Annotated in this window: 15 protein-coding genes, 3 tRNA genes and 2 pseudogenes; 7 read left to right on the top strand and 13 right to left on the bottom strand. The window is 52.1% G+C overall.

From position 1 onward, the window contains the following. Positions 1-166: 166 nt before the first annotated feature. A complete protein-coding gene (locus SB13_RS17940) occupies positions 167-343 on the bottom strand; it encodes a hypothetical protein (protein ID WP_200872284.1) in 177 nt (58 codons plus the stop codon). A 570-nt stretch (positions 344-913) separates the two neighbouring features. Here SB13_RS17940 and SB13_RS14565 point away from each other — a divergent pair. Beyond that, a complete protein-coding gene (locus SB13_RS14565; RefSeq protein WP_051619119.1) occupies positions 914-2,107 on the top strand; it encodes a cobalamin-independent methionine synthase II family protein in 1,194 nt (397 codons plus the stop codon). A gap of 265 nt (positions 2,108-2,372) precedes the next feature. On the opposite strand, the gene SB13_RS14560 is transcribed toward SB13_RS14565, so the two are convergent. The 4 genes from SB13_RS14560 to uvrY form a co-directional block, all read right to left on the bottom strand. Next, positions 2,373-2,448: transfer RNA gene (locus SB13_RS14560), tRNA-Gly, on the bottom strand. Between the two features lie 141 nt (positions 2,449-2,589). After that, positions 2,590-3,138, bottom strand: coding sequence for a CDP-diacylglycerol--glycerol-3-phosphate 3-phosphatidyltransferase (pgsA, locus tag SB13_RS14555; RefSeq protein WP_026741056.1), 549 nt, complete (start codon positions 3,136-3,138; stop codon positions 2,590-2,592). Between the two features lie 59 nt (positions 3,139-3,197). After that, the gene (uvrC, locus tag SB13_RS14550) at positions 3,198-5,036 is read right to left on the bottom strand and encodes an excinuclease ABC subunit UvrC (protein WP_026741055.1); all 1,839 of its coding nucleotides are present in this window, start codon (positions 5,034-5,036) and stop codon (positions 3,198-3,200) included. Beyond that, a complete protein-coding gene (gene uvrY, locus SB13_RS14545; protein WP_026741054.1) occupies positions 5,029-5,685 on the bottom strand; it encodes a UvrY/SirA/GacA family response regulator transcription factor in 657 nt (218 codons plus the stop codon). The genes uvrC and uvrY overlap by 8 nt, the downstream gene beginning before the upstream one ends. 625 nt (positions 5,686-6,310) lie before the next feature. Between uvrY and SB13_RS14540 the strand changes: the two genes are divergently transcribed. After that, complete coding sequence (locus SB13_RS14540) at positions 6,311-6,535, top strand: DUF2594 family protein (RefSeq protein ID WP_026741053.1); 225 nt, start codon at positions 6,311-6,313, stop codon at positions 6,533-6,535. Between the two features lie 294 nt (positions 6,536-6,829). On the opposite strand, the gene SB13_RS14535 is transcribed toward SB13_RS14540, so the two are convergent. Then, positions 6,830-6,905 (bottom strand) — tRNA-Lys (locus SB13_RS14535). Between the two features lie 350 nt (positions 6,906-7,255). Between SB13_RS14535 and cycA the strand changes: the two genes are divergently transcribed. Next, positions 7,256-8,662, top strand: a complete 1,407-nt coding sequence (gene cycA / locus SB13_RS14530) for a D-serine/D-alanine/glycine transporter (protein ID WP_026741052.1) — start codon at positions 7,256-7,258, stop codon at positions 8,660-8,662. Positions 8,663-8,793: 131 nt separating this feature from the next. Here the strand turns inward: cycA and SB13_RS14525 are convergent. Further along, positions 8,794-9,060: pseudogene (locus SB13_RS14525) on the bottom strand (LysR family transcriptional regulator); the annotation flags it as partial. A gap of 371 nt (positions 9,061-9,431) precedes the next feature. Here SB13_RS14525 and SB13_RS14520 point away from each other — a divergent pair. Both SB13_RS14520 and SB13_RS18050 read left to right on the top strand, forming a co-directional pair. Continuing rightward, positions 9,432-9,507 (top strand) — tRNA-Asn (locus tag SB13_RS14520). 158 nt (positions 9,508-9,665) lie between these two features. Next, positions 9,666-9,892 (top strand): annotated as a pseudogene (locus SB13_RS18050) (Arm DNA-binding domain-containing protein); the annotation flags it as partial. Positions 9,893-10,673: 781 nt separating this feature from the next. Here SB13_RS18050 and SB13_RS14515 read toward each other — a convergent pair. Next, on the bottom strand, positions 10,674-11,069 hold the full coding sequence (locus SB13_RS14515) for a YidB family protein (RefSeq protein WP_026741050.1): 396 nt from the start codon (positions 11,067-11,069) through the stop codon (positions 10,674-10,676). 44 nt (positions 11,070-11,113) lie between these two features. Further along, positions 11,114-11,563 carry a peptidoglycan-binding protein LysM gene (gene lysM / locus SB13_RS14510; protein WP_026741049.1) on the bottom strand — a complete coding sequence of 150 codons (450 nt, stop codon included), beginning with the start codon at positions 11,561-11,563 and terminating at the stop codon, positions 11,114-11,116. A 488-nt stretch (positions 11,564-12,051) separates the two neighbouring features. Here lysM and SB13_RS14505 point away from each other — a divergent pair, with 488 nt between their 5' ends. Beyond that, positions 12,052-13,572, top strand: coding sequence for an MFS transporter (locus SB13_RS14505; protein ID WP_081821864.1), 1,521 nt, complete (start codon positions 12,052-12,054; stop codon positions 13,570-13,572). A 162-nt stretch (positions 13,573-13,734) separates the two neighbouring features. Here the strand turns inward: SB13_RS14505 and SB13_RS14500 are convergent, their stop codons facing one another. After that, positions 13,735-14,694, bottom strand: coding sequence for a chemotaxis protein (locus tag SB13_RS14500; protein WP_026741047.1), 960 nt, complete (start codon positions 14,692-14,694; stop codon positions 13,735-13,737). A gap of 603 nt (positions 14,695-15,297) precedes the next feature. Between SB13_RS14500 and SB13_RS14495 the strand changes: the two genes are divergently transcribed. Further along, positions 15,298-16,521: an EAL and HDOD domain-containing protein gene (locus tag SB13_RS14495; protein WP_026741046.1), complete on the top strand. Its 1,224-nt coding sequence runs from the start codon at positions 15,298-15,300 to the stop codon at positions 16,519-16,521. A 171-nt stretch (positions 16,522-16,692) separates the two neighbouring features. Here SB13_RS14495 and SB13_RS14490 read toward each other — a convergent pair whose 3' ends face one another. Genes SB13_RS14490 through SB13_RS14480 form a run of 3 tightly spaced genes read right to left on the bottom strand, consistent with a single transcriptional unit; the run spans position 16,693 to position 19,641 of the window. Further along, positions 16,693-17,019, bottom strand: coding sequence for a metal-sensitive transcriptional regulator (locus SB13_RS14490; protein ID WP_026741045.1), 327 nt, complete (start codon positions 17,017-17,019; stop codon positions 16,693-16,695). After that, on the bottom strand, positions 17,006-17,218 hold the full coding sequence (locus tag SB13_RS14485) for a heavy-metal-associated domain-containing protein (RefSeq protein ID WP_026741044.1): 213 nt from the start codon (positions 17,216-17,218) through the stop codon (positions 17,006-17,008). The genes SB13_RS14490 and SB13_RS14485 overlap by 14 nt, the downstream gene beginning before the upstream one ends. Before the next feature lie 2 nt (positions 17,219-17,220). Next, entirely contained in the window at positions 17,221-19,641 is a 2,421-nt protein-coding gene (locus SB13_RS14480; protein WP_051616330.1) for a heavy metal translocating P-type ATPase, read from the bottom strand. Positions 19,642-20,424: the final 783 nt, after the last annotated feature.

The following is a 20,424-nucleotide window of genomic DNA, read 5'->3' as shown; positions in this document are numbered from 1 at the left end:
TGTCTGTAAATGAGGCTTCTGCACCACGGTGTCAGGCTTAGCATGCACTGACGGCGCGGCATGCTGCTCCATATGCCCAGGCACTGGCCGCGCTGCCCGAGCTCACACGCTCTGACACTCTGATTTCGATTGCCGCTGAATCAATAAGGCCGCCATGATGGCGGCCTTATTCCCGAGGATATGACTTTTCCTGATAATGATGATTATTTTTGCTCGGCGGGAAGTGATCGCCTTTATTGACGTAGCGATCGTAATCTGAACCAGCATATGAATTATCCGTATCATGATACTGTCCATAATTCGCTGTTTTGGGACATGTTTGTCCTGACCAATGCTTAGCCATTTTTTACTCCTCATTTGAATTTACTCTGAACAGTTGTAATGTAATTATTAATTATGATGTTTTTGTGAAGGTCTATATCTTATTTTCTAATAAGCACGTAAATAAATATAACCAAGGATTCATGAACTATATTCCCTTAACATTATTTATTAACGTAATGAGAACAGATTTCCGTTATCTTATTCACTGTGAATATTGACAATATCGTGGCGTTTCGTTTACCGCCATAGCGAGTGCTGCCTTTTCTGTTTTTATTCAACGAACCAGGGTTAAACCACCGCCATTCAGCACGTTAGCGGCTGCCGCTACCGTATCGAATTGATATCTCCCTCGCGCCTCTTCGCCGTTGCGCTGTGGTCTGGATGCTATTTTTTGTTGGATTATCAGTTGTGTTAGGTCTGGTGATTGGCGCCGCTAATTAGGTGAAGAAATTCACTCGACCACGGCAATCTGCGCGAATTTTGTCAGGAGCTAACGAGGAAAACATCAAAAGAAAATGCGCAGCGGAAATAGAATGATTTCATCAACGCTGCGCCCGACTTTCCTCCGCGACCAAAAGCATGCTATGACATGTTTTTATTTCCTGCGCGACTGCAGACTCAACGAAAAAACCAGGGGGAAAAGATGTATAAAGTAGAACAGGTTGGCTCTTTGCTTCGACCGGAATGGTTAAAAGAGGCGCGTGCGCGTTTTCAGGCGGGAGATCTTTCAGCGGTGGAGTTTAAACGGATTGAAGATCGTGCCGTACGCGAGGCCGTTGCCGTTCAGGAAGCCGCCGGCGTAGAGGTCGTGACCGACGGCGAGCAGCGTCGGTCGATGTTTTTCTCCTGGTTTTTTGATGCGCTGTCCGGTTTTGATCTTACGGCATCGTCTAATTTTCCCGGCCTGCAATGGCGTGGTTTGAAAGGCACAGCGCAGGCGGAAAATGTCAAAACGCCCGTCGTCCCCGTCGTTACACGCAGGCTGGCGCGTAAGAAAGCGGTATCGGTTGAGGAGTTCACTTTTTTACGTTCCATTACCGATCGCCCCAAGAAGATCACGCTCCCCTCTCCGCTTCTCGCCTGGTCTTTCTGGTCTGCGTCGCATTCGGCGGAGGCCTATCCCGATATCTTCGACCTTTTTCATGACGTCGCCAGACTGCTGCGGGAAGAAATCGAGGAGTTACGTGATCTCGGCTGTGAATATGTGCAGATCGATGCGCCGGAACTGGCGATCCTCATCGACCCTCAGTTAAAAGAGGCGGTTAAAGCCCAGACGGGCATCGACACGGAGCGCTTACTCAACGAAGGGATTTCCTGCATTGACGAAGTGGTCAACGGCCTGGAAGGGATAACCACCTGCCTGCATATCTGCCGCGGAAATAATGCCGGTCAATTCTATGCCGAGGGCGGCTATGAGAGCATCGCCGAGGCCTTGTTCAAGGGCGCGCGGAGTTTCGACCTTTATTCTCTGGAATACGATGACCCTCGTTCGGGCAGCTTTGACCCCCTGGCGCGGGTTCCCAAGGGCAAAGGGGTCATTCTTGGCTTAGTTTCAACCAAACACCCGGATTTGGAAGCTAAGGACCTGCTCAAAGCGCGTATTAGCGAAGCGACCCGCTTTATCCCGCTCGAACGCATCGGGCTTTCACCTCAATGCGGCTTCGCTTCAACCTGGGAAGGCAATCCGATGACCATGGCAGNCCAGACCCAAAAACTACAGCTGGTCCGCGAGGTGGCGGAAGAAGTGCTGCAAGCGCCTTCCAGTCAGTCTTCCTCGGACTAACAAAAACTAATGAATAGATGGGGGGCCTCTACGGGCGGACTATTACCCCCACCTACTACCTTCAAAGCCCTAGGATGTGAAAATGTCTGTGGGCCGTTTGGTTTTGTGTCTGGGATCGTCGAGTTAAAGGGATTTATATTGGATGGTTATGTTTCGGCGAGGTTGATGGAGGTTTTCAATGGTGTTTTACAGAAACAAAAAAAGAGCCTTTCGGCTCTTTTTTCATCATCCTGCAGAAGTCAGTATCCATCTGCAGAACAAAATTTGGAGCGGGAAACGAGACTCGAACTCGCGACCCCGACCTTGGCAAGGTCGTGCTCTACCAACTGAGCTATTCCCGCGTAACCGACTGACATCGTCAATTTGAAGTGACTGGCAAGCCATGCTTGCTGTCGATGCGGTGCATTCTACTGACCTGAGGCGACGAGTCAATGAAATTATCGGCCAGGATGACTCGCCCGCTGATTTTTACGCCAGCTAGATTAATGTTCGAACAGATCGTGCCGTGACGCGTTCAAATATTGGAACATCGACCAGAACGTTAACACCGCAGCCACGTACAACGCCGCAATGCCAATGCCTTCGGCCAGGGGTTCGGGACGCCACAGCAGCGCGAACAGCGCCAACATCTGGGCCGTGGTTTTCACTTTGCCGATCCAGGAGACGGCCACACTGCTCCGTTTCCCGATTTCCGCCATCCACTCGCGCAGGGCGGAAATGATGATTTCACGCGCAATCATCGTCGCCGCAGGCAGTGTGATCCACCAGGAGTGGTAATGCTCGGCGACTAAAACCAAGGCGACGGCAACCATCACTTTATCCGCCACCGGGTCAAGAAAAGCCCCAAAGCGTGTCGTCTGTTTCCAACGACGGGCCAGGAATCCATCAAACCAGTCAGTGACGGCCGCGCCAACAAAAATGACGGCGCATGCCAGAGGTGCCCAGGCGAAAGGAAGATAAAACGCCAGCACAAAGAAAGGAATTAATGCAACGCGAAACAGGGTAAGCCACGTAGGTATATTAAATTGCATAGTTCTTTTGATAACTGTCTGGCCGGAGTGGGTATTGTGAGTATGTTGCTACATTGTCCCTAGTGTTTCAATGCATAGTAAATTTTTTCTGCCAAAGAGGAAGAAATGCCCGGCACATTAGCAATTTCTTCGATGCTGGCATTCTGAAGCGGTTGCAGCCCGCCCATGTACTTAAGCAACGTTTGACGACGCTTCGGCCCTACGCCCTCGATCAATTCCAGACTACTGGTATTTTTAACCTTGGCTCTCTTCTTCCGGTGGCCGGAGATCGCGTGATCGTGGGAATCATCACGGATATGCTGAATGACATGCAGCGCAGGCGAGTCCGGCGGTAAAGCGATGCCTTCTCCCGTAGCCTCGAAAAACAACGTTTCCAAACCGGCTTTGCGGTCGCTTCCTTTCGCAACGCCGAGAAGCAACGGCTTCGTCTTATCCCAGGGCACCTGCAGTTGATCGAAAACGGCTTTCGCCTGACCCAACTGCCCTTTCCCACCGTCGATGACGATGACGTCCGGAATTTTACTGTCATCCAGCGCCTTGCCATAACGCCGTTTCAAAACCTGCGTCATCGCTGCGTAATCATCGCCTGGAGTGATCCCGGTAATATTATAGCGTCGATACTCAGAACGGAGCGGTCCATTGGCGTCGAAGACCACGCAGGAAGCGACCGTTTGCTCCCCCATCGTGTGGCTGATATCGAAACACTCCATTCTTTTGATCACAGGCAGTTGCAGAACGCCGGCTAAGGCGGTCAAACGCTGATGGATGGTCGATTGTTGGGAGAGCTTGCTGACCAGAGCCGTATTGGCATTCGTTCGCGCCAGCTTGAGATATCGAGCGCGGTCGCCGCGCGGACGACTTTGTATTTGCACTTTGCGTCCGGCAATTCCGGTCAACGAATCCGTCAGGAGCTGTTGCTCGGGCAACGAGAAATCCAACAGGATTTCTGTAGGCAGCGTCCGGGAAATGCTTCCCTGAAGGTAAAATTGCCCCACAAAGGTTTGGACGACCTCAGCCAGCTCGGTGCCTCCCGGAATTTTGGGGAAGTAGCTGCGGCTGCCAAGTACTTTACCCTGACGAACGAACAAAACATGTACGCAAGCTAGTCCCGCATCGAAGGCAACGCCGATGACGTCAAGGTCTTCACCATCGCCCGCACCGGAAACAAACTGTTTTTCCGTTACCCGACGCACAGACTGAATCTGGTCGCGTATCCGCGCCGCCTCTTCAAAATTCAGCGTCTGGCTTGCGGCTTCCATCTGAGCTATCAAGCGCGTCAACACCTGCTGGTCTTTGCCCAACAAAAACAGCCGGACGTATTCTACCTGCTGGCGGTACTCTTCATCGCTGACCAGTCCAGAGACGCAGGGCCCAAGACAACGACCAATTTGATACTGCAAACACGGGCGGGAGCGGTTGCGATAGACGCTATCTTCACACTGACGAATAGGAAACAGTTTTTGCAAAAGCATCAAGGTTTCGCGTACTGCATTCCCATTGGGAAAAGGCCCGAAATACTCGCCTTTTGCATGTTTGGCGCCGCGGTGGATGGATATCCGAGGATGTTTATCGGAGCTCAGGAAGATGAGCGGATAGGATTTATCATCGCGCAGCAACACGTTGTAGCGGGGTTGATAGCGCTTGATGTAGGTATGTTCGAGCAGTAAGGCTTCCGTCTCGGTGTGCGTGATAGTCACATCGATCTGGTGAATGCATTTGACGAGCGCTTCCGTCTTGCGACTACCCACGTTGCGGCGGAAGTAACTGGAAAGACGCTTTTTCAGGTCCTTCGCCTTACCCACATAGATAACCGTGTTGTCAGCATCATACATACGGTAAACGCCAGGTTGGCTGGTTACCGTTTTCAAAAACGCCGGGGCATCAAAGCTTTCACTCACTACTGGTCAACGTCTCCGCATTAAAAAGACCATGCCGGATGGCAAGGTGGGTCAACTCCACGTCCCCGCTGATATTCAGCTTGCTGAACATTCGATAACGATAACTGTTCACCGTTTTAGGACTGAGGTTCAGTTTATCTGAAATCTCGACCACTTTCTGCCCCTTAGTGATCATCAGCATAATCTGTAATTCGCGGTCGGAAAGGCATTCCAAGGGCGTTTTTGTTTGCGGAGCCAGCTGACTCAGCGCCATCTGCTGAGCGATATCGGAGGCGATGTAACGTTTCCCGGCATGAACAGAACGGATGGCGCAGATCACTTCCTGAGGTGTCGCGCCCTTGCTGAGGTAACCTGCCGCGCCGGCCTGCATAACCTTGGTGGGAAGAGGACTCTCTGTATAAATAGTCAGCATGATGACTTTTATTTCAGGAGAAAATCGCACGATTTTGCGTGTTGCTTCCAGACCGCCGATACCCGGCATGTTCATGTCCATCAGGACAACATCCACGCTATTGTTACGACACCACTTGGCCGCATCCTCACCACATGCGGCCTCGCCTACCACCTTGAGGCCTTTGATGTCGTCAAGAATGCGCCGTATCCCTGCTCGCACCAATTCATGGTCATCAACAAGAAAAACGCTAATCAAAGAACAATTCTCCAAAAAGAGAGTAACACTTAAAATTGCTAATTCCCGTGGTGATACTCTATGGCTTAATTACGATGAATACACTTTTCCATCAAAAATGTATTTTTATTGACTGTGTGTAATAGATTTCATATTGGTTATATGTTCTCGCGACGTCAACAGCAATCGGTTTGACCACGATACATCATGATTATTACAAAAACCGGATTTTTAAGGGAAAGGGGCTACCGCCACCTTAAAATAAAAAACAATGCCAAATCAACATATTAAGAATAATCTTTCTACATATATATGTTATGACTCAGCTAATGGGACGATTATAGCCGCACTTGTGCCTCAGGGCGACTATTTTCTACAGCATAAAATGCGTCCTAAAAATACCAAAATAGTGCCATACATATACATCTTTTCGGTATTTAAGCTGAAAAGTACATTTATAAAAATATAACCACCAGCGAAATAATATCTCTAATTCCATATATAAAAACAGGCTATTCATTAACTGAAACCGTACTGCGATTACCTATGTTATAATGCGCCCCAATTTTTTGGTATGTCCGTCATTTCAGGGTCTTGACGGCATAACAGTTCGATCTTACTAGACTTATCTTTATAAGGAGCAAATATGAATAAGGCCGATTTTTCGACAGAAACCTCTGTCGAAGCTCTCGCTCATGAGGTGACCTGTCTTAAAGCCGTACTTACACTGTTGCTGAAATCCATCGGTCAGGCCGATGCCGGTAAAGTGATGGTGAGAATGGAAAAATATATTGATCAGTTGGAAGATCAAAATCAGTCAGAGGTTCTTAGTCATACGATGACACAAATAAAAACGGTATACCGCAGATAACTCTCTCCTGCCGGTCAGTATCTGCCGATCGGCAAGACTTCCTTCACTTTGGCTCGATTAGTACGTCAAGAATCATGGTACACCCGTACCCAATGGCATCCTGATGAAAGCTTACAGACCCAAATACAGTACAGAGTCGATCGGTTTTCTTATTATACGCTTAACATTCCAAACACATATTAGAAATAAAATACATTTTGTATAACAATGAAATTTTATTGTCACAAGGAATTTGGTTTTTCAGATAAAAAGGGGGGAAGAAATATAATAAAACAAGAAGTGTAAAAGGAGTGTTGGTGGGTCGTCGGGGGCTCGAACCCCGGACCAATTGATTAAGAGTCAACTGCTCTACCGACTGAGCTAACGACCCAACGGGGACGGATTATTACCTCCCCATCGCCTTCTGTCAAACAGTTATTATTATTTTTTTGAACCTGAAGACGAGAAAAAAATGAATTGATGATGGATGACAGAGTCGCTGGTATCTTCATCGCCAACTGCTTCAGTTTTATATTGTATGACCCTGTCTAAATCTCGATTGCTATTATTTTCGCCTGTCTGAGCATTATTTCATCATGCTTAAATCACGTCATTTTCTCTCTATATAAGCATCACCGTCACAGTGTGATATTATTGCCCGCTTTCAACATGAAAAGCCAAGAGCCACGCAAGAGCTCAATAAAACACCACATCACGGACAAGAACAGGAAACATACTTGAATGTCTGAACAATCAAAAACGGTTACCCAGACCGCCGAAGCGAAACCGCATGGCGACCTGCGGAGAAACCTCAACAACCGACATATACAGCTCATTGCTATTGGGGGCGCGATCGGTACCGGTCTTTTCATGGGGTCGGGGAAAACAATCAGCCTAGCCGGGCCCTCTATCATTTTCGTCTACATGATCATCGGCTTCATGCTGTTTTTCGTCATGAGAGCGATGGGTGAACTCTTACTCTCAAACTTAAACTATAAATCCTTCAGCGATTTTGCCGCGGATTTGTTGGGCCCCTGGGCCGGCTTCTTCACCGGTTGGACGTATTGGTTCTGCTGGGTCGTCACAGGGATCGCCGACGTCGTGGCCATTAGTTCCTACGCCCAATTTTGGTTCCCCGGCCTATCACAGTGGATATCCTCCTTACTGTGTGTGCTGCTCTTATTGACGTTGAACCTGGCAACGGTAAAACTTTTCGGCGAAATGGAATTTTGGTTCGCCATGATTAAAATCATCGCCATCGCCGCCCTGATTATCATCGGCGCCGGGCTGGTCTTTATGCACTATCCGTCCCCCTCAGGAAATACTGCCTCCTTCACTAACTTGTGGAGCCACGGCGGCATGTTCCCGCAGGGTCTTACCGGCTTTTTTGCCGGTTTTCAGATCGCGGTGTTTGCTTTTGTCGGCATTGAACTGGTGGGGACCACCGCCGCCGAGACCAAAAACCCGACGGTCGTTCTGCCGCGAGCTATCAACGCGATTCCCGTCCGCATCATCATGTTCTATGTTTTCTCTCTCGTGATGATCATGTCGGTCACCTCTTGGGATCACATCGCGCCTGACCGCAGCCCGTTCGTAGAGATGTTCATTTTGGTCGGTCTGCCTGCAGCGGCAAGCGTCATCAACTTTGTCGTATTGACTTCCGCCGCATCCTCCGCCAACAGCGGCGTATTTTCCACCAGCCGTATGCTGTTCGGACTTGCCAAACAAGGTGACGCTCCGCGACGTTTCAGCGTGTTATCGAAGCGTGCCGTCCCCTCTGCCGGACTCCTATTTTCCTGCACGTGTATGCTGTCCGGCGTCGTGCTGATTTACCTTATCCCGAACGTAATGACGGTATTCACTCTGGTCACTACCGTCTCGGCGATCCTGTTTATGTTTATCTGGAGCATCATCCTCTGCTCGTATCTTGCCTACCGTAAACAGCGACCGCAGCTGCATAAAACGTCGCAGTATAAAATGCCGCTGGGCAAATTGATGTGCTGGGTCTGCCTTGCATTCTTCGCGTTTGTTTTGGTATTGCTGACTCTTCAACCGGATACGCGTCAGGCGCTTATTGTGACCCCAGTATGGTTCCTGGTGCTAACCGTCGCTTACGTCTTGATGCGCAGGAAAAAACGGCACGCCTGATTAACAACGGCCATGAAAACCCCAACGTTTCATGGTCGATTGGATATCTAAAAGGATTGTCATATCAGGTGGGCAATACGAAAAACGGCCGGCAATGGATGATTGCTGACCGTTTTCATTTTTCAGACGTTAACAGTTTGTCGTACTCCGTTAACGGCCGTCTTAGCTTGTTCGCACTGGTGTAAAATGGCTTGCGCATGGGAATATAAAACTTTACCTGCATCAGTCGGGGTAACGCCACGGCGACTGCGCACCAGCAATTGCTGTTCAAGCTCGCTCTCCAACGTGGCGACTTGTTGACTCAGCGCGGGTTGCGCAATGTGCAGCAACTCTGCTGCTTGCGTGAGGCTACCGATATCTACAATTTTCACAAAGTATTTGAGCCGTCTCAGATTCATGCGTACCTCCAGAATGGTTACCTCACAAGAGGTAGCAAGAACTACGCCAAATCAAAAACTTTTAGTAAAAAAAAGTGTTCTGGGACTTAACTGACTTATAAATAAGTAAAAGCAATGGTCCAGGCGAGTGGCGCTTCACTGGCCTGACCGGCATATTTCAGCCCAGCCAACCGAATCGCACCATGATGGTGCGACCGCTGCCACGGTGAAGTGCATTTCCTCTACTGCCGCCATAGTATTCCTGACCAGATATGTCCACTAAATCCGAAAATTCAATGAGTTGATTATAAGTTCATCAAACGAACATGGAGATACGTATCTTGCTTTGACAAGGCCCGCCGCTGCCGCTATTATCCTCCGCACTTACCGATTCCTCTGTAGTTCAGTCGGTAGAACGGCGGACTGTTAATCCGTATGTCACTGGTTCGAGTCCAGNCAGAGGAGCCATATTAGAAAAGCCCGCTTAAGGAAACTTAAGCGGGCTTTTTGCTTTTATGCGTTCTTAACAACTACTGGTATTTACCAGATTAGCGTGAGGACTTCCCGGCACGTTTCCCATTTATCCTTAGTATCGACATGCTTAGTTGGTCAGATTTGGGGCTAAGTTGGTTCGACGACGGAGTGACCCCCACAGGTCTCTTAACGACTTAAAAATTCGCAAATTAAAACCATCCGCTAAACCCTTCAAAGTTTCCAATCCTCACGGTCTGTATCTGTTGGTTAATCCCGGGGGTTCAATCTCTGGTATCTCAAATATCGTATCGACATCAAAAAATCCCATCTTGATTTAGCCGTTTATCCCAATGATCCGCTTTTAGATTCTCGTCAACAGTGTTGATGGTATCTACCAGCCCATAGCCACACGACGACCACTATTTTCACGTTTTACCTCAGGCCCTACACGCTCGTTCGTCCGGCGTAGCTTGGCCCGGTTGAAGCCGTCACGAATAACACGGTCACACTGTGACCTATGCTGCCGACCTACACTCAGGATGCTACGACGTTTGTGCCAGGCATATCAGACACTGAGGGAGGCCTGAAACCCATGAGCCGTCGTCCTGATGCTGAATTCAGCCTGATGATTTCATAAAGACATGCTGCATTTCAGTCGCTTCGCGACGTATGTCCCGGCCTTTCAAGAATGCCCAGTTTCTCTGTCGCTCAGCCAGTTTGAGGGCTTTATGAAGAAATTCAGGCGTGTGCTGCTTACAGCGTTTCTTGGTGGTCGACAGTGAAATGCAGCAGCTTATTATGTCAATGGCTCAAAATGAGATGAACGAGATGATTATCTCTTTGAAGGGCTTCAAAGAACTAAAATTAATAACTGATTCAGATATATGGCTACACGATCTATAACTTAAGTGACATCTTAAGAGCCAGGAATAGTCTATACTAGTGGGATAAAGCAGCGGATCAAGTGGCAAAGTCTCTTTCTGAATACCAATGAGTTGATAGGATGTTGAAAATAGGCCGCATAAGTGCGCTTTTTCTTACTCCCTCTAATTTTTCTTCAGTACCTTTGATTAATGCTATTGGGTGACGGCTGGTAATAAATGACAGGCCTGACTGCAGGCCTGTCAGTTGCTACGAGTCAATACTCATATAGCTTAACCCTAACTGAACAGCTTACCTTTCAGCAGATTAAGCCCCGCAGAGACCAGATCGCCATGGGCCGGCGTTTCGCCCTGCGGTGACAGACCATCTACGATTTTTGGCAAGTATTCGGCAATCAGCACCGAGGCGGTATGCAAATCAACGCCCAGTTTCGCGCCGAGATCCTGCAACGCAGGTGAACCAAACACCGAAGTGATCTGCTCGCTATTCACCGACAGATTGCTCTGTTGACTGAGCCACGACTCAAAAATTTCCCCTAAGCCGCCGTTGCGAAACTTTTCCATAATGCCTTGGATACCACCCTGCTGTTCAACCCAGGTCATGATCGCCTGTAGTTGTTCAGTCTTACCGGCCTGCCCGCCGAGCATGCCGCCAATTTGATCTAATAATCCCATGACAAACTCCCTACTATCATTGCTACAACTCTTTGATTTACGGCTTACTTCGTCGGAATAATCAGGACCTGACCCGGATAGATCTTGTCAGGATGCGTCAGCATGGGTTTATTGGCTTCAAAAATACGCTGATAGTCATTGGCGGAACCGTACATCTCTTTAGAGATTGCGCTCAGGGTATCGCCGGATTTCACCGTGTAATAACGGCTCTCCGCCCCGCTTTGCGTGACAGTAACGCTATCGTTGACTTGACTAACCCCGGTAACGTTACCTACCGCCACCAGAATTTTTTCTTTATCTTCCTGTGAGCCGACGTCGCCCGCCACCGTTGCGGTACCATCGTCCGCAATTTCAATCTTGACCTTTTCGGCGCCAGGCAGGTTAAGGCTATCAATATGTTTTTTCAGCTTCTCGGCCTGATCTTCCTTGCTACCGCCGGATACGGCATCCCAGATTTTCTCGCCCGCGTCTTTCACAAAACTTAATAATCCCACGTTCCATACCTCCGTTACTGTTTCACAATGAAAATTTTCATAAGACCCAATAACCATATACCAATATGCTCAAAAGCGCCGGGTATGCGTTTCGATACCGCAGTCATCGCCGCAACATCAAAAAGATAAATATCAACGTCATCTGTTTCGTGCCGCAACCATAACAGCATTACGTTGGCGCTCGGAAAGGACACGACGCTGCCTCACAAGATTTGGGGCTGCTGTGAGCAGGATCACTTATCCTAGCGGTTAGGGGAAAAATAATGACGTCACTCGCAGAATTGTTTATTAAGCAAGAGGAGCATTTCAGGAGTGAGGTAAGCCCTGCGCCGTCGGGCTTCGCACGGCCCGGCATTGCCTTAGACAACCGGGACATCATCCAAACCGTCCCCTCGCTCCTTCTGTCTTACCCGCAAATTCACTCGGTGCCTTTCTAGACCCGAACGAAGAAACCGTCTGGTTGATCTCTGTTGAAAAGAGATACCATAATGAGTCCACAGGGGAGCTTAGGGCTTCCCTTTTGTTTGTACTCAATCCCCTCTCGACGCATTCGGTCTGCTAATAAAAAGTGCCGCTCTCGTTATCACGACGACGGTCTGGAGATGTTCGTAACAATGAAACCTTCGTCAACTGCACAGACTTCCCTCCCCTCTCAGGAAGAGGGTCTGCCCGGCTCGCGGCGCGTGTGGGCTGTCCTGTCCGTCTCACTGGCTGTCGTGCTAAGCGTACTTGACGGCACGCTGGCGAATGTTGCACTCCCCNCCATCGCGCATTCCCTAAATGCCAGCGCGCAAACCTCGGTATGGGTGGTCAACGGCTATCAACTGGCCATCATCGCCACGCTGCTGCCTATGGCCGCGCTGGGCGAGTTCATCAGCTACCGTAAAGTTTTCAGCGCGGGCGTGGTGGTTTTTACGCTGTCATCATTGGGCTGCGCACTGGCCGACTCCATGTCTGGCCTCATCGCCGCACGCGTCATTCAGGGCGTGGGGGCCGCCGCCATCATGTGCTGTACGTCCGCGCTTTTGCGCCATACCTATCCGGCGAAAACATTCGGACGAGGGCTCGCGCGCAATGCCTTTGTCGTGACCGCCTCTTCTGCCGCAGGGCCTTCCATCTGCGCCGCGGTGCTCTCCGTCGCCCCCTGGGAGTGGTTATTCGTGATTAACTTTCCCATCGGGATTTTGGCGCTAATCTGCGCCCGTGCGCTGCCCGTAACGCCGCGTCAGCCGCGCAAATTCGACCTACAGGCCATCGTGCTCAATGCGTTGGGCATGAGCCTCGGCGTGATCGGTCTCAACCAGCTCAACGAATCCCCCGCGCTGGCCTTGACGCTGATTCTGTCTGCGGCGCTATGCCTGTGGCAGCTGGTGAAGCGCTGCCTCGGCGACGAGTCGCCCTTACTGCCGCTCGATCTCTTCAAGCTCCCGCGCTTTCGCTGGGCGATCGCCGCCTCGTTTTGCATGTTTGCGGCGCAAATGTGCGCTTTCGTCGCCCTGCCCTTTTATATGCAGCACACCCTCGGACGAACTATCGTGCAGACGGGGCTGTTGATGACGGTGTGGCCTGTCGGATCGTCGTTGGCGAATCTCGGCCTGTCTTCGTTCGTAGACCGGGTTCAGGCCGGGAGCCTGTGCGCCATTGGCGCCGGTCTACAGATTATCGGACTGGTGCTGATCGTGGCGTTGCCACATGGCACCACCGATCTCTGGCTGCTCTGCGGACTATTTTTAGCCGGTGTCGGATTCGGTTTTTTCCAGTCGCCGAACAGTCGCGACATGCTCTCCGCACCACCGCGCAGCCGCAGCGGCGCCGCGGGAGGGATGCAGGCCGCGGCCAGAGTAAATGGCCAAACGTGGGGCGCCGCGCTGGCGGGATTGTGTTTTTCTCTGTCCGCCAGCGAAGGCGCTTACGTGGCGCTGTCGGCATCAATTGGCTTCAGCCTGATTGCGCTGATGCTGAATTTAAGACGTCGTCGGTTGTTTCAGACCGGCCCGGTGGCGGATTAAGGAACGCGTAAGGAACCCCCGCGAACGGCCGACGAAAGTCGAGCGATTGCCGCGAAGTCACGTGAATAGCCGGATTGTCAGGAAAAAACGTCGGAGAGAGGGATTTCTCCGCCCGCATCGCGGACGTGATGTGGGCGGAGTTGCGCGAGTCTAGCCCGGCGTTTACTTCACCAGCACGCTTTGAACCGCGGCCGCCAGCTCGTTGATCTCGAACTTCGCCACATAAGCGTCGGCGCCGACTTTGCGCACATGATCTTCGTTGGCGCTGCCAGACAGCGAGGAGTGGATAATCACCGGAATATGCTTCAGGTAGGGGTCGCCCTTGATGTGGCGAGTCAACGTAAAGCCATCCATCTCCGGCATTTCCAGGTCGGTCAGTACGAAGGCAATTTTATCGGAGATAGGCACGTTTTCCGCCTGGGCCTGTTTCGCCATCAGCTGGATCTTGTTCCACGCCTCCTGACCGGTGATGTGCATTTGACCGGGGATCTGCATCAGTTCCAGCCCCTGTTCCAGCAGCGAACGCGCGACCTTGGAGTCTTCGGCGACAATGGCGACCGATCCCGGCTTGATGGGGAACGCTTTGTTTTCCATATCGTCGATCTGAATATCGCGATCGACCGGGATCATGTCGTGCAGGATCTGCTCAACGTCCAGCACCAGCGCCAAATTGTTGCTCTCTTTGTCGCTGTCCAGCCGTGCGATACTGGTGATATAGCTGCTGCCGACGCCCGCCTCGGCGGTCAACACCTGGCTCCAATCAAGACGAACGATATCGTCGACGGATTCAACGGCAAAGGCCTGCGTGCTGCGCGCATATTCCGTCACCAGCAAAATATTCAGCCCGGTTTCCGGCTTGCATCCGGCCACCGCGGGCAGATCGATCACGGGAATGACCTGTCCGCGAATATTGACCATGCCCATCATCGGCGGCTTCATACCCACGGCTTTAGTCAATGACGGCATGGGAACAATTTCACGCAGCTTGAAGACGTTAATGCCGAACAATTCGGATTTGCCCCCTTGCAGCTCGGAGCCTCCCAATCTGAACAACAAGAGTTCAAACTTGTTGGCGGATGTGAGGTTGGTCCTCTCATCGATATCTTTCTGAAAATTATCCATGCAGTCCTCAATAATACGAATACTTAATTAATTGTCCGGCCAGACGTCGTAACGTAAGAATAAGCGCTTAATCAACGACGTCCGGCCAAAGCCGCGTGCACTCAGTCATTTTATTCAAGTTACTCTTGCCTGTTATCGGCTAAAGAAATGAAAACTATATGCTAACAATAGCCGTCTTTTCTTATCCATCTGACAATAATTATTATTGAGGGAAAAGTGCACGATAACGGGATTTCGTGAGCGTTGAATGACGTCATTATCAATCACACCCATAGAGATAACCTTAAGACACCTGACGGGGGATTGCTTAAAAAAACACCGTTTGTTTTTTTAATTCGCCATAAATCAATCAGCTAGCGCAGCACCTTCCCACCGTGCCGGGGCGGCGGCCACATTGACGCCCCGTTCACGTAAGCCGCCGTCAGGGATTGCCGATTGAAATCAGGGGCATCCGCCAGAAAAAAATCAAAAGACTGTTAGAATTGTTGAAGGAAGATGGTACTGCCCCTCCGGCTATACAGGGACAAAATAATATTACACGGAATAATTTGTTAATAAGGATCCAGTTACCTCTTTTTACCTTTTTCAGTCTGGAGGTTTCTTATGTATTCATTCGTTGCACGGCAACCCATTTTAGACCAGCGTTTACAACCCGTAGCTTATGAGCTTTTGTTTCGCCAAGGTATTACCAATAAATTTCCTGACGTCAGCCCGGAATATGCCACCGCCCAGCTAATATCAGAACAATTTCTCACCACCCCATTGAATAAACTGACCGGTGACCACCCCTGCTATATTAATTTTCCGTATCAGCTTCTTATCGACGGCCAGGCGGAGATCTTACCGGCGGATAAAGTCGTGATAGAAATTCTCGAAAACTCCACGCCGGATGAAGAGCTGTTCGCGGCCGTGAAACGGCTGAAGAGAAAAGGATTCACGCTGGCGCTGGATGACTTCAGCATGGATCCCAGCTGGGACCGCTTCCTGCCCTACGTGGATATCATCAAGTTCGACTTACAGCAGTCGACCTTCGAAGAGATTGGGCGCTACATCAGCACGCTGCGGCACAAGCACCTTAGCTATCTGGCGGAAAAGGTCGAGACCAACGAGCAGTTCCTGCGCGTCAAAGCCATGGGATTTACGCTGTTCCAAGGCTATTTCTTCAGCCATCCGCAGATGTTCAAAGCCAGACGGCTTTCAAACGATCACAAGAACGCCATTCAACTGCTCAAAGAAGCAAACGAACGAGAGCTGAACTACGACCGCATTGAACGGCTGATCAACAGCGACTTATCTCTGGCTTACAAGCTAATGCGGTATTTCAACAATTTCCGCTACAAGGCCAACCTTTCCGTCATCACGACATCCATGTCGTTTCGCAGCATCGCCATATTCCTGGGACAACGTGAATTGCGGCGATTTATTTCTCTGATCAGCATCACGATGGGGAGCAAGGACAAATCCTGCGAGCTGTATCGTATGAGTCTGATCCGCGGAAAATTCTGTGAATTGCTGTCGATCCGCCTGCACGGCCGCGAAGATCCCTTCGAGGCCTTTTTATGCGGCCTCTTTTCCATGCTGGACGCCATTTTGGACTCGCCGATGAGCCTTTTGCTGGAGCAAATCCCGGTGTCGTCGCATATCAAATGCGCGCTGATGGAAAACACCGGGGAGTTGGCGAGTTATCTCAGCGTCATTTCGTATTATGAAAAGCAAAATTGGGAGCAGCTGAACACCTACATGGAAATGATGGAGATTAATGAAGACCAGATGCTGAAACTCATCACCGAAGCGACCCTCTGGGCTGACGAACTGTTGGATTTATAATTACTCTCCGCGTTGCCTGTCCTGCCGATAGCCCCTCCTTCACCCTATTCTGCTCCCCCCTTTCCTCGGGCTTTCAGCGAGCGCGATACCGCACGCCCGGTTTAAGGGCGAGGGTTCATTGCGCAGACGCTGCGGCGGGCGGTGAAGCGTCATCAGCATCGCGACACGTCGTCACCGCATACGCTGAATCACCTGCAGCAGTTCGGCAATGGCATCTTCGCCGCCATCCGTCAGCACCGCCTTGCGGACGCAGCCGTTGGCATGATCGGCCAGCATCTGGTTAGCGACGGCACTCAACGCTGAGCGTACCGCGGTGATCTGATTGAGGATATCGACGCAATACCGATCCTGCTCCACCATCTGCGTGATGCCGTTAACCTGCCCATTGATCCGCTTTAAGCGGTTCAACAAGGCTTTTTTGCGCGGTTGCACCACCTGCTTCGCGTCAGCCTCGCCCGCGCTGGCGTCGAGGCACGCGTCGCACTTAGCCCGCGACATCGAAGCCCATCTCTTCAATGGCGTCGCGGAACGCGCCGGGGTTGGCAGCTGCTGTTTCAGCATACTCCACGTCGACCAGCCCCTTTTCCAACGACACATTAACCTGAGTCACGCCGTCCAAAGCCTGCAACGCGTCAGTCACCTTGCTGGCGCATCCGCCGCAAACCATTCCCACAACCGCTAATGATGCATGAGACATCGTCACACTCCTCTGTTCTGAACGTTGGTTAAACCCTTATCGTGCTTGCCCCGCGGCTTCCAGCGGCGCAACCACAGTGAATTACTCAAGACGGAGACGGAACTCAACGCCATCGCGCTGCCGGCGATAACCGGACTCAGCAGGCCGAAGGCGGCCAGCGGGATCCCCAGCACGTTATAGAAGAAGGCGAAGAACAAATTCTGCCTGACCTTATTGAGCGTCGCGCGCGACAGGCTGATGGCGTCGGGCAACCCGCCAAGACGGTTTTGCATCAGCACCACATCCGCCGTATCCAGCGCGATATTTGACCCGGCGCCAACAGCGAATCCCACGTCGGCGATCGCCAGCGCGGGCGCATCGTTGATACCGTCGCCGACCATCCCCACGCAGTGCCCTTCCGCCTGCAGGCGAGCAATCTGCTCCGCTTTCTGTTCCGGCAAGACTTCGGCGATACACTGACGGATCCCGGCCCGCTCGGCCACTCGCGCCGCGGCACGGGCGTTATCGCCCGTCAACATGACGACGCGGATCCCCTGCCGGTGTAGCGCCTCCACGGTTTCCGCCGCGTCTTCGCGTAGCCGATCGTCGAAACAGACATAACCAAGCAGCTGCCCGTCGCGAGCCAGCCCCACCACCGTCCGCCCCTCTTGCTCCTGCTGCGCGGGCGTCGCGGCATCAAACGCTACGCCGCGCGACGTAAGAAACGTGGGAGAACCGAGTATTACCGCGCTGTCGCCCGCTTGCGCGCTAATGCCGCGCCCTACGATAGCGCTAAAGCCGTGAACCTCTGCCGCAGTCGTCCCAACCTGCTGCGCATATTTCACTAGCGCCTGACCCAGCGGATGTTCGGAATGCTGCTCCAGCCCCATCGCCAGACTGAGCAATTCGTTCTCCGAGACGCCGTCAGCAGGCAGAACGTTGACCACGGAAGGTTGCCCTTCGGTCAGCGTCCCGGTCTTATCCATCACCAGCACCTGTAACCGCCGGGCGTTTTCCAGCGCGCTCGCATTGCGAAACAGGATCCCGGCGCGCGCGCCCTGACCGGTCCCGACCATAATCGCGGTCGGTGTCGCCAGCCCCAGCGCGCAGGGACAGGCTATCACCAGCACGGCGACGGCGTTGATCAGACTGGCGTCCCACTGCCCTGTAACCAGCCAGTTGGCGGCAAACGCCAGCACGGCGATGGCGATGGCGATGACGACGGGAACGAAGATTGCGGAAACCCGGTCGGTGAGCCGCTGCACGCTGGCCTTAGAGCCCTGCGCCTCTTCCACCAGCCGTACGATACGTGACAACGCGGTATCGCTGCCGACGCCGGTCGCCCGCACGCGTAGCGCGCCGCTATGATTCTGCGTGGCCGCATAAACCTGCGCCTCCGCCTGCTTCACCACGGGCTGACTTTCCCCCGTCAGCATCGCCTCATTCACCTCGGACAGCCCGTCAATCACCACGCCGTCAACGGGTACGCTCTCCCCCGGTCTGACCAGAAACACCTCGCCGCAACGCAGCGAAGCGACGTCACGGTCCTGCCACTCGCCGTCTACGTCGACGTGGGCTATCCGCGGCTGCAGACGCAAAAGGCCCTCGATGGCGTCGCCGGTTTTGGCCTTGGCCCGACCTTCCAGCAGCTTGCCCAGCAGGACCAGCGTGATAATGGCGGCGCTGGCCTCGAAGTAGAGGTCGCCGTGCTCCGACATCAACAACGTCACTAGGCTCGATAGGTAAGCGACGCTGGTGCCCAGCGTCACCAGGACATCCATGTTGGCCGTTCCGCTGCGCAGTGCGCTCCAGGCCCGGCGATAAAAGTGACGGCCGCACCAGAACTGCACCGGCGTCGCCAACAGCCATTGGAACCATCCCGGCAGCCAGTGCGCCTGTCCGAAAAACATGGCGGCCATTTCAAACAGCAGCGGAAACGACAGTACGGCCGCCACCACGCACGCATTACGATCTTTATTCCATGCCTGCGCGCGCCGCCGACGTTCGGCCTCCCGATCGCCGACCGTTACCTGACGGGCCGTAAACCCGGCGCGTTCAATGCGCGCAATGAGGAATTCCGGCGTGGCGCTGCCGGGGGTGACGCTAACCTGCGCCCGTCCGGCGGCGAAATTGACCGTCGCCGTCACCCCATCCACCTTATTCAGTACCTTCTCAATGCGCGCCGCACAGGCTACGCAGCTCATGCCGTCTACGGCCAGCGATACCCGCTGGTCCGCCACGTCGAACCCGGCTTTGCGGATAGCGGCGATCACATCGCTGGACGAACTGCGTGCGTCATCAAGGCTGATCACCGCTTTCTCGCTGGCGAAGTTCACGCTGGCGGAGACGCCATCCAGGCGATTAAGGACGCGTTCAATGCGGCTGGCGCATGCGGCGCAGGACATGCCGGTGACGGCAAGATGCAGAGGCTGGGATTGGCTCATGTTGGGGCTGTCCTGATCTGTTTGCAGACAAGGGTGTCATTGCGCCGACGGCCGGCAAAGCGCGAGAATTACTGCGCGAACGACTGTGAAAACTACCGCGAAACCGCAGGGCCGCTGTTGACGCACAATGGTTGAAACCTGCCTATCAAGATACGCCCTGAAGACGCTTAATCATACCCCCTTAGGGTATTTTCTTCGGCAGGGCTCTCCTTCTCGCACGCTTGACCCAGTGTAAGACATTACCGGCAACCTATTTCCCCGATCGAAAACACTTATTTATTCCCTCACCTCAGAGATAAATTCCACACTGAAAAACGGCCACGCTACAATCAGCTTAAATATAAGTTTTCGTGATGGACGCCATTCAACGGGAATAGACCGCTGTTAATTCAAGGCGATTGCGCCGTGCATCGACCTTAGAATCACCACCGATGCGCGGCTGACGATGAGGGATTTAAAATGACCGTTAATCGGCATATTGACTGGCGCAAGAATAAGGCGAAATGCGGACATATAACCGGGATAAAAATAAAACAATTCTTTCCTCATCGCATGATAACGACAGACCTATTTCGGCGACCAAAAAGGGAAAACGACATGCAATTTCCCGCCTTGCCAATTCGTGGTGGGTGACCGTAAAAGTAATAACAGCGAAAGTGAAAGCCTTGCTCATTTTACCGCCGTCTAACCCTCGCACTCACAATAACAAAAAACCCTTTATTTACAGATAAATGAATCACGATGGACTTTATTTTTAATCAGCCTGCTGATGTCAATTCCTCC

The organism is Lonsdalea quercina subsp. quercina (genome assembly GCF_000688695.1).
Lineage (GTDB): Bacteria > Pseudomonadota > Gammaproteobacteria > Enterobacterales > Enterobacteriaceae > Lonsdalea > Lonsdalea quercina_D.
The sequence above is the reverse complement of the archived record's forward strand: the minus strand, read 5'-3'. Positions and strand labels throughout refer to the sequence as shown.

What these genes read in the sequence shown, in the direction of transcription:
- SB13_RS14480 (WP_051616330.1), bottom strand. Translation starts at nt 19,641, where the DNA reads ATGAGCCAATCCCAGCCTCTGCATCTTGCCGTCACCGGCATGTCCTGC.
- SB13_RS14540 (WP_026741053.1), top strand. Translation starts at nt 6,311, where the DNA reads ATGAATAAGGCCGATTTTTCGACAGAAACCTCTGTCGAAGCTCTCGCT.
- SB13_RS14485 (WP_026741044.1), bottom strand. Translation starts at nt 17,218, where the DNA reads ATGTCTCATGCATCATTAGCGGTTGTGGGAATGGTTTGCGGCGGATGC.
- SB13_RS14495 (WP_026741046.1), top strand. Translation starts at nt 15,298, where the DNA reads ATGTATTCATTCGTTGCACGGCAACCCATTTTAGACCAGCGTTTACAA.
- SB13_RS14490 (WP_026741045.1), bottom strand. Translation starts at nt 17,019, where the DNA reads ATGTCGCGGGCTAAGTGCGACGCGTGCCTCGACGCCAGCGCGGGCGAG.
- pgsA (WP_026741056.1), bottom strand. Translation starts at nt 3,138, where the DNA reads ATGCAATTTAATATACCTACGTGGCTTACCCTGTTTCGCGTTGCATTA.
- SB13_RS17940 (WP_200872284.1), bottom strand. Translation starts at nt 343, where the DNA reads ATGGCTAAGCATTGGTCAGGACAAACATGTCCCAAAACAGCGAATTAT.
- SB13_RS14500 (WP_026741047.1), bottom strand. Translation starts at nt 14,694, where the DNA reads ATGGATAATTTTCAGAAAGATATCGATGAGAGGACCAACCTCACATCC.
- cycA (WP_026741052.1), top strand. Translation starts at nt 7,256, where the DNA reads ATGTCTGAACAATCAAAAACGGTTACCCAGACCGCCGAAGCGAAACCG.
- SB13_RS14515 (WP_026741050.1), bottom strand. Translation starts at nt 11,069, where the DNA reads ATGGGATTATTAGATCAAATTGGCGGCATGCTCGGCGGGCAGGCCGGT.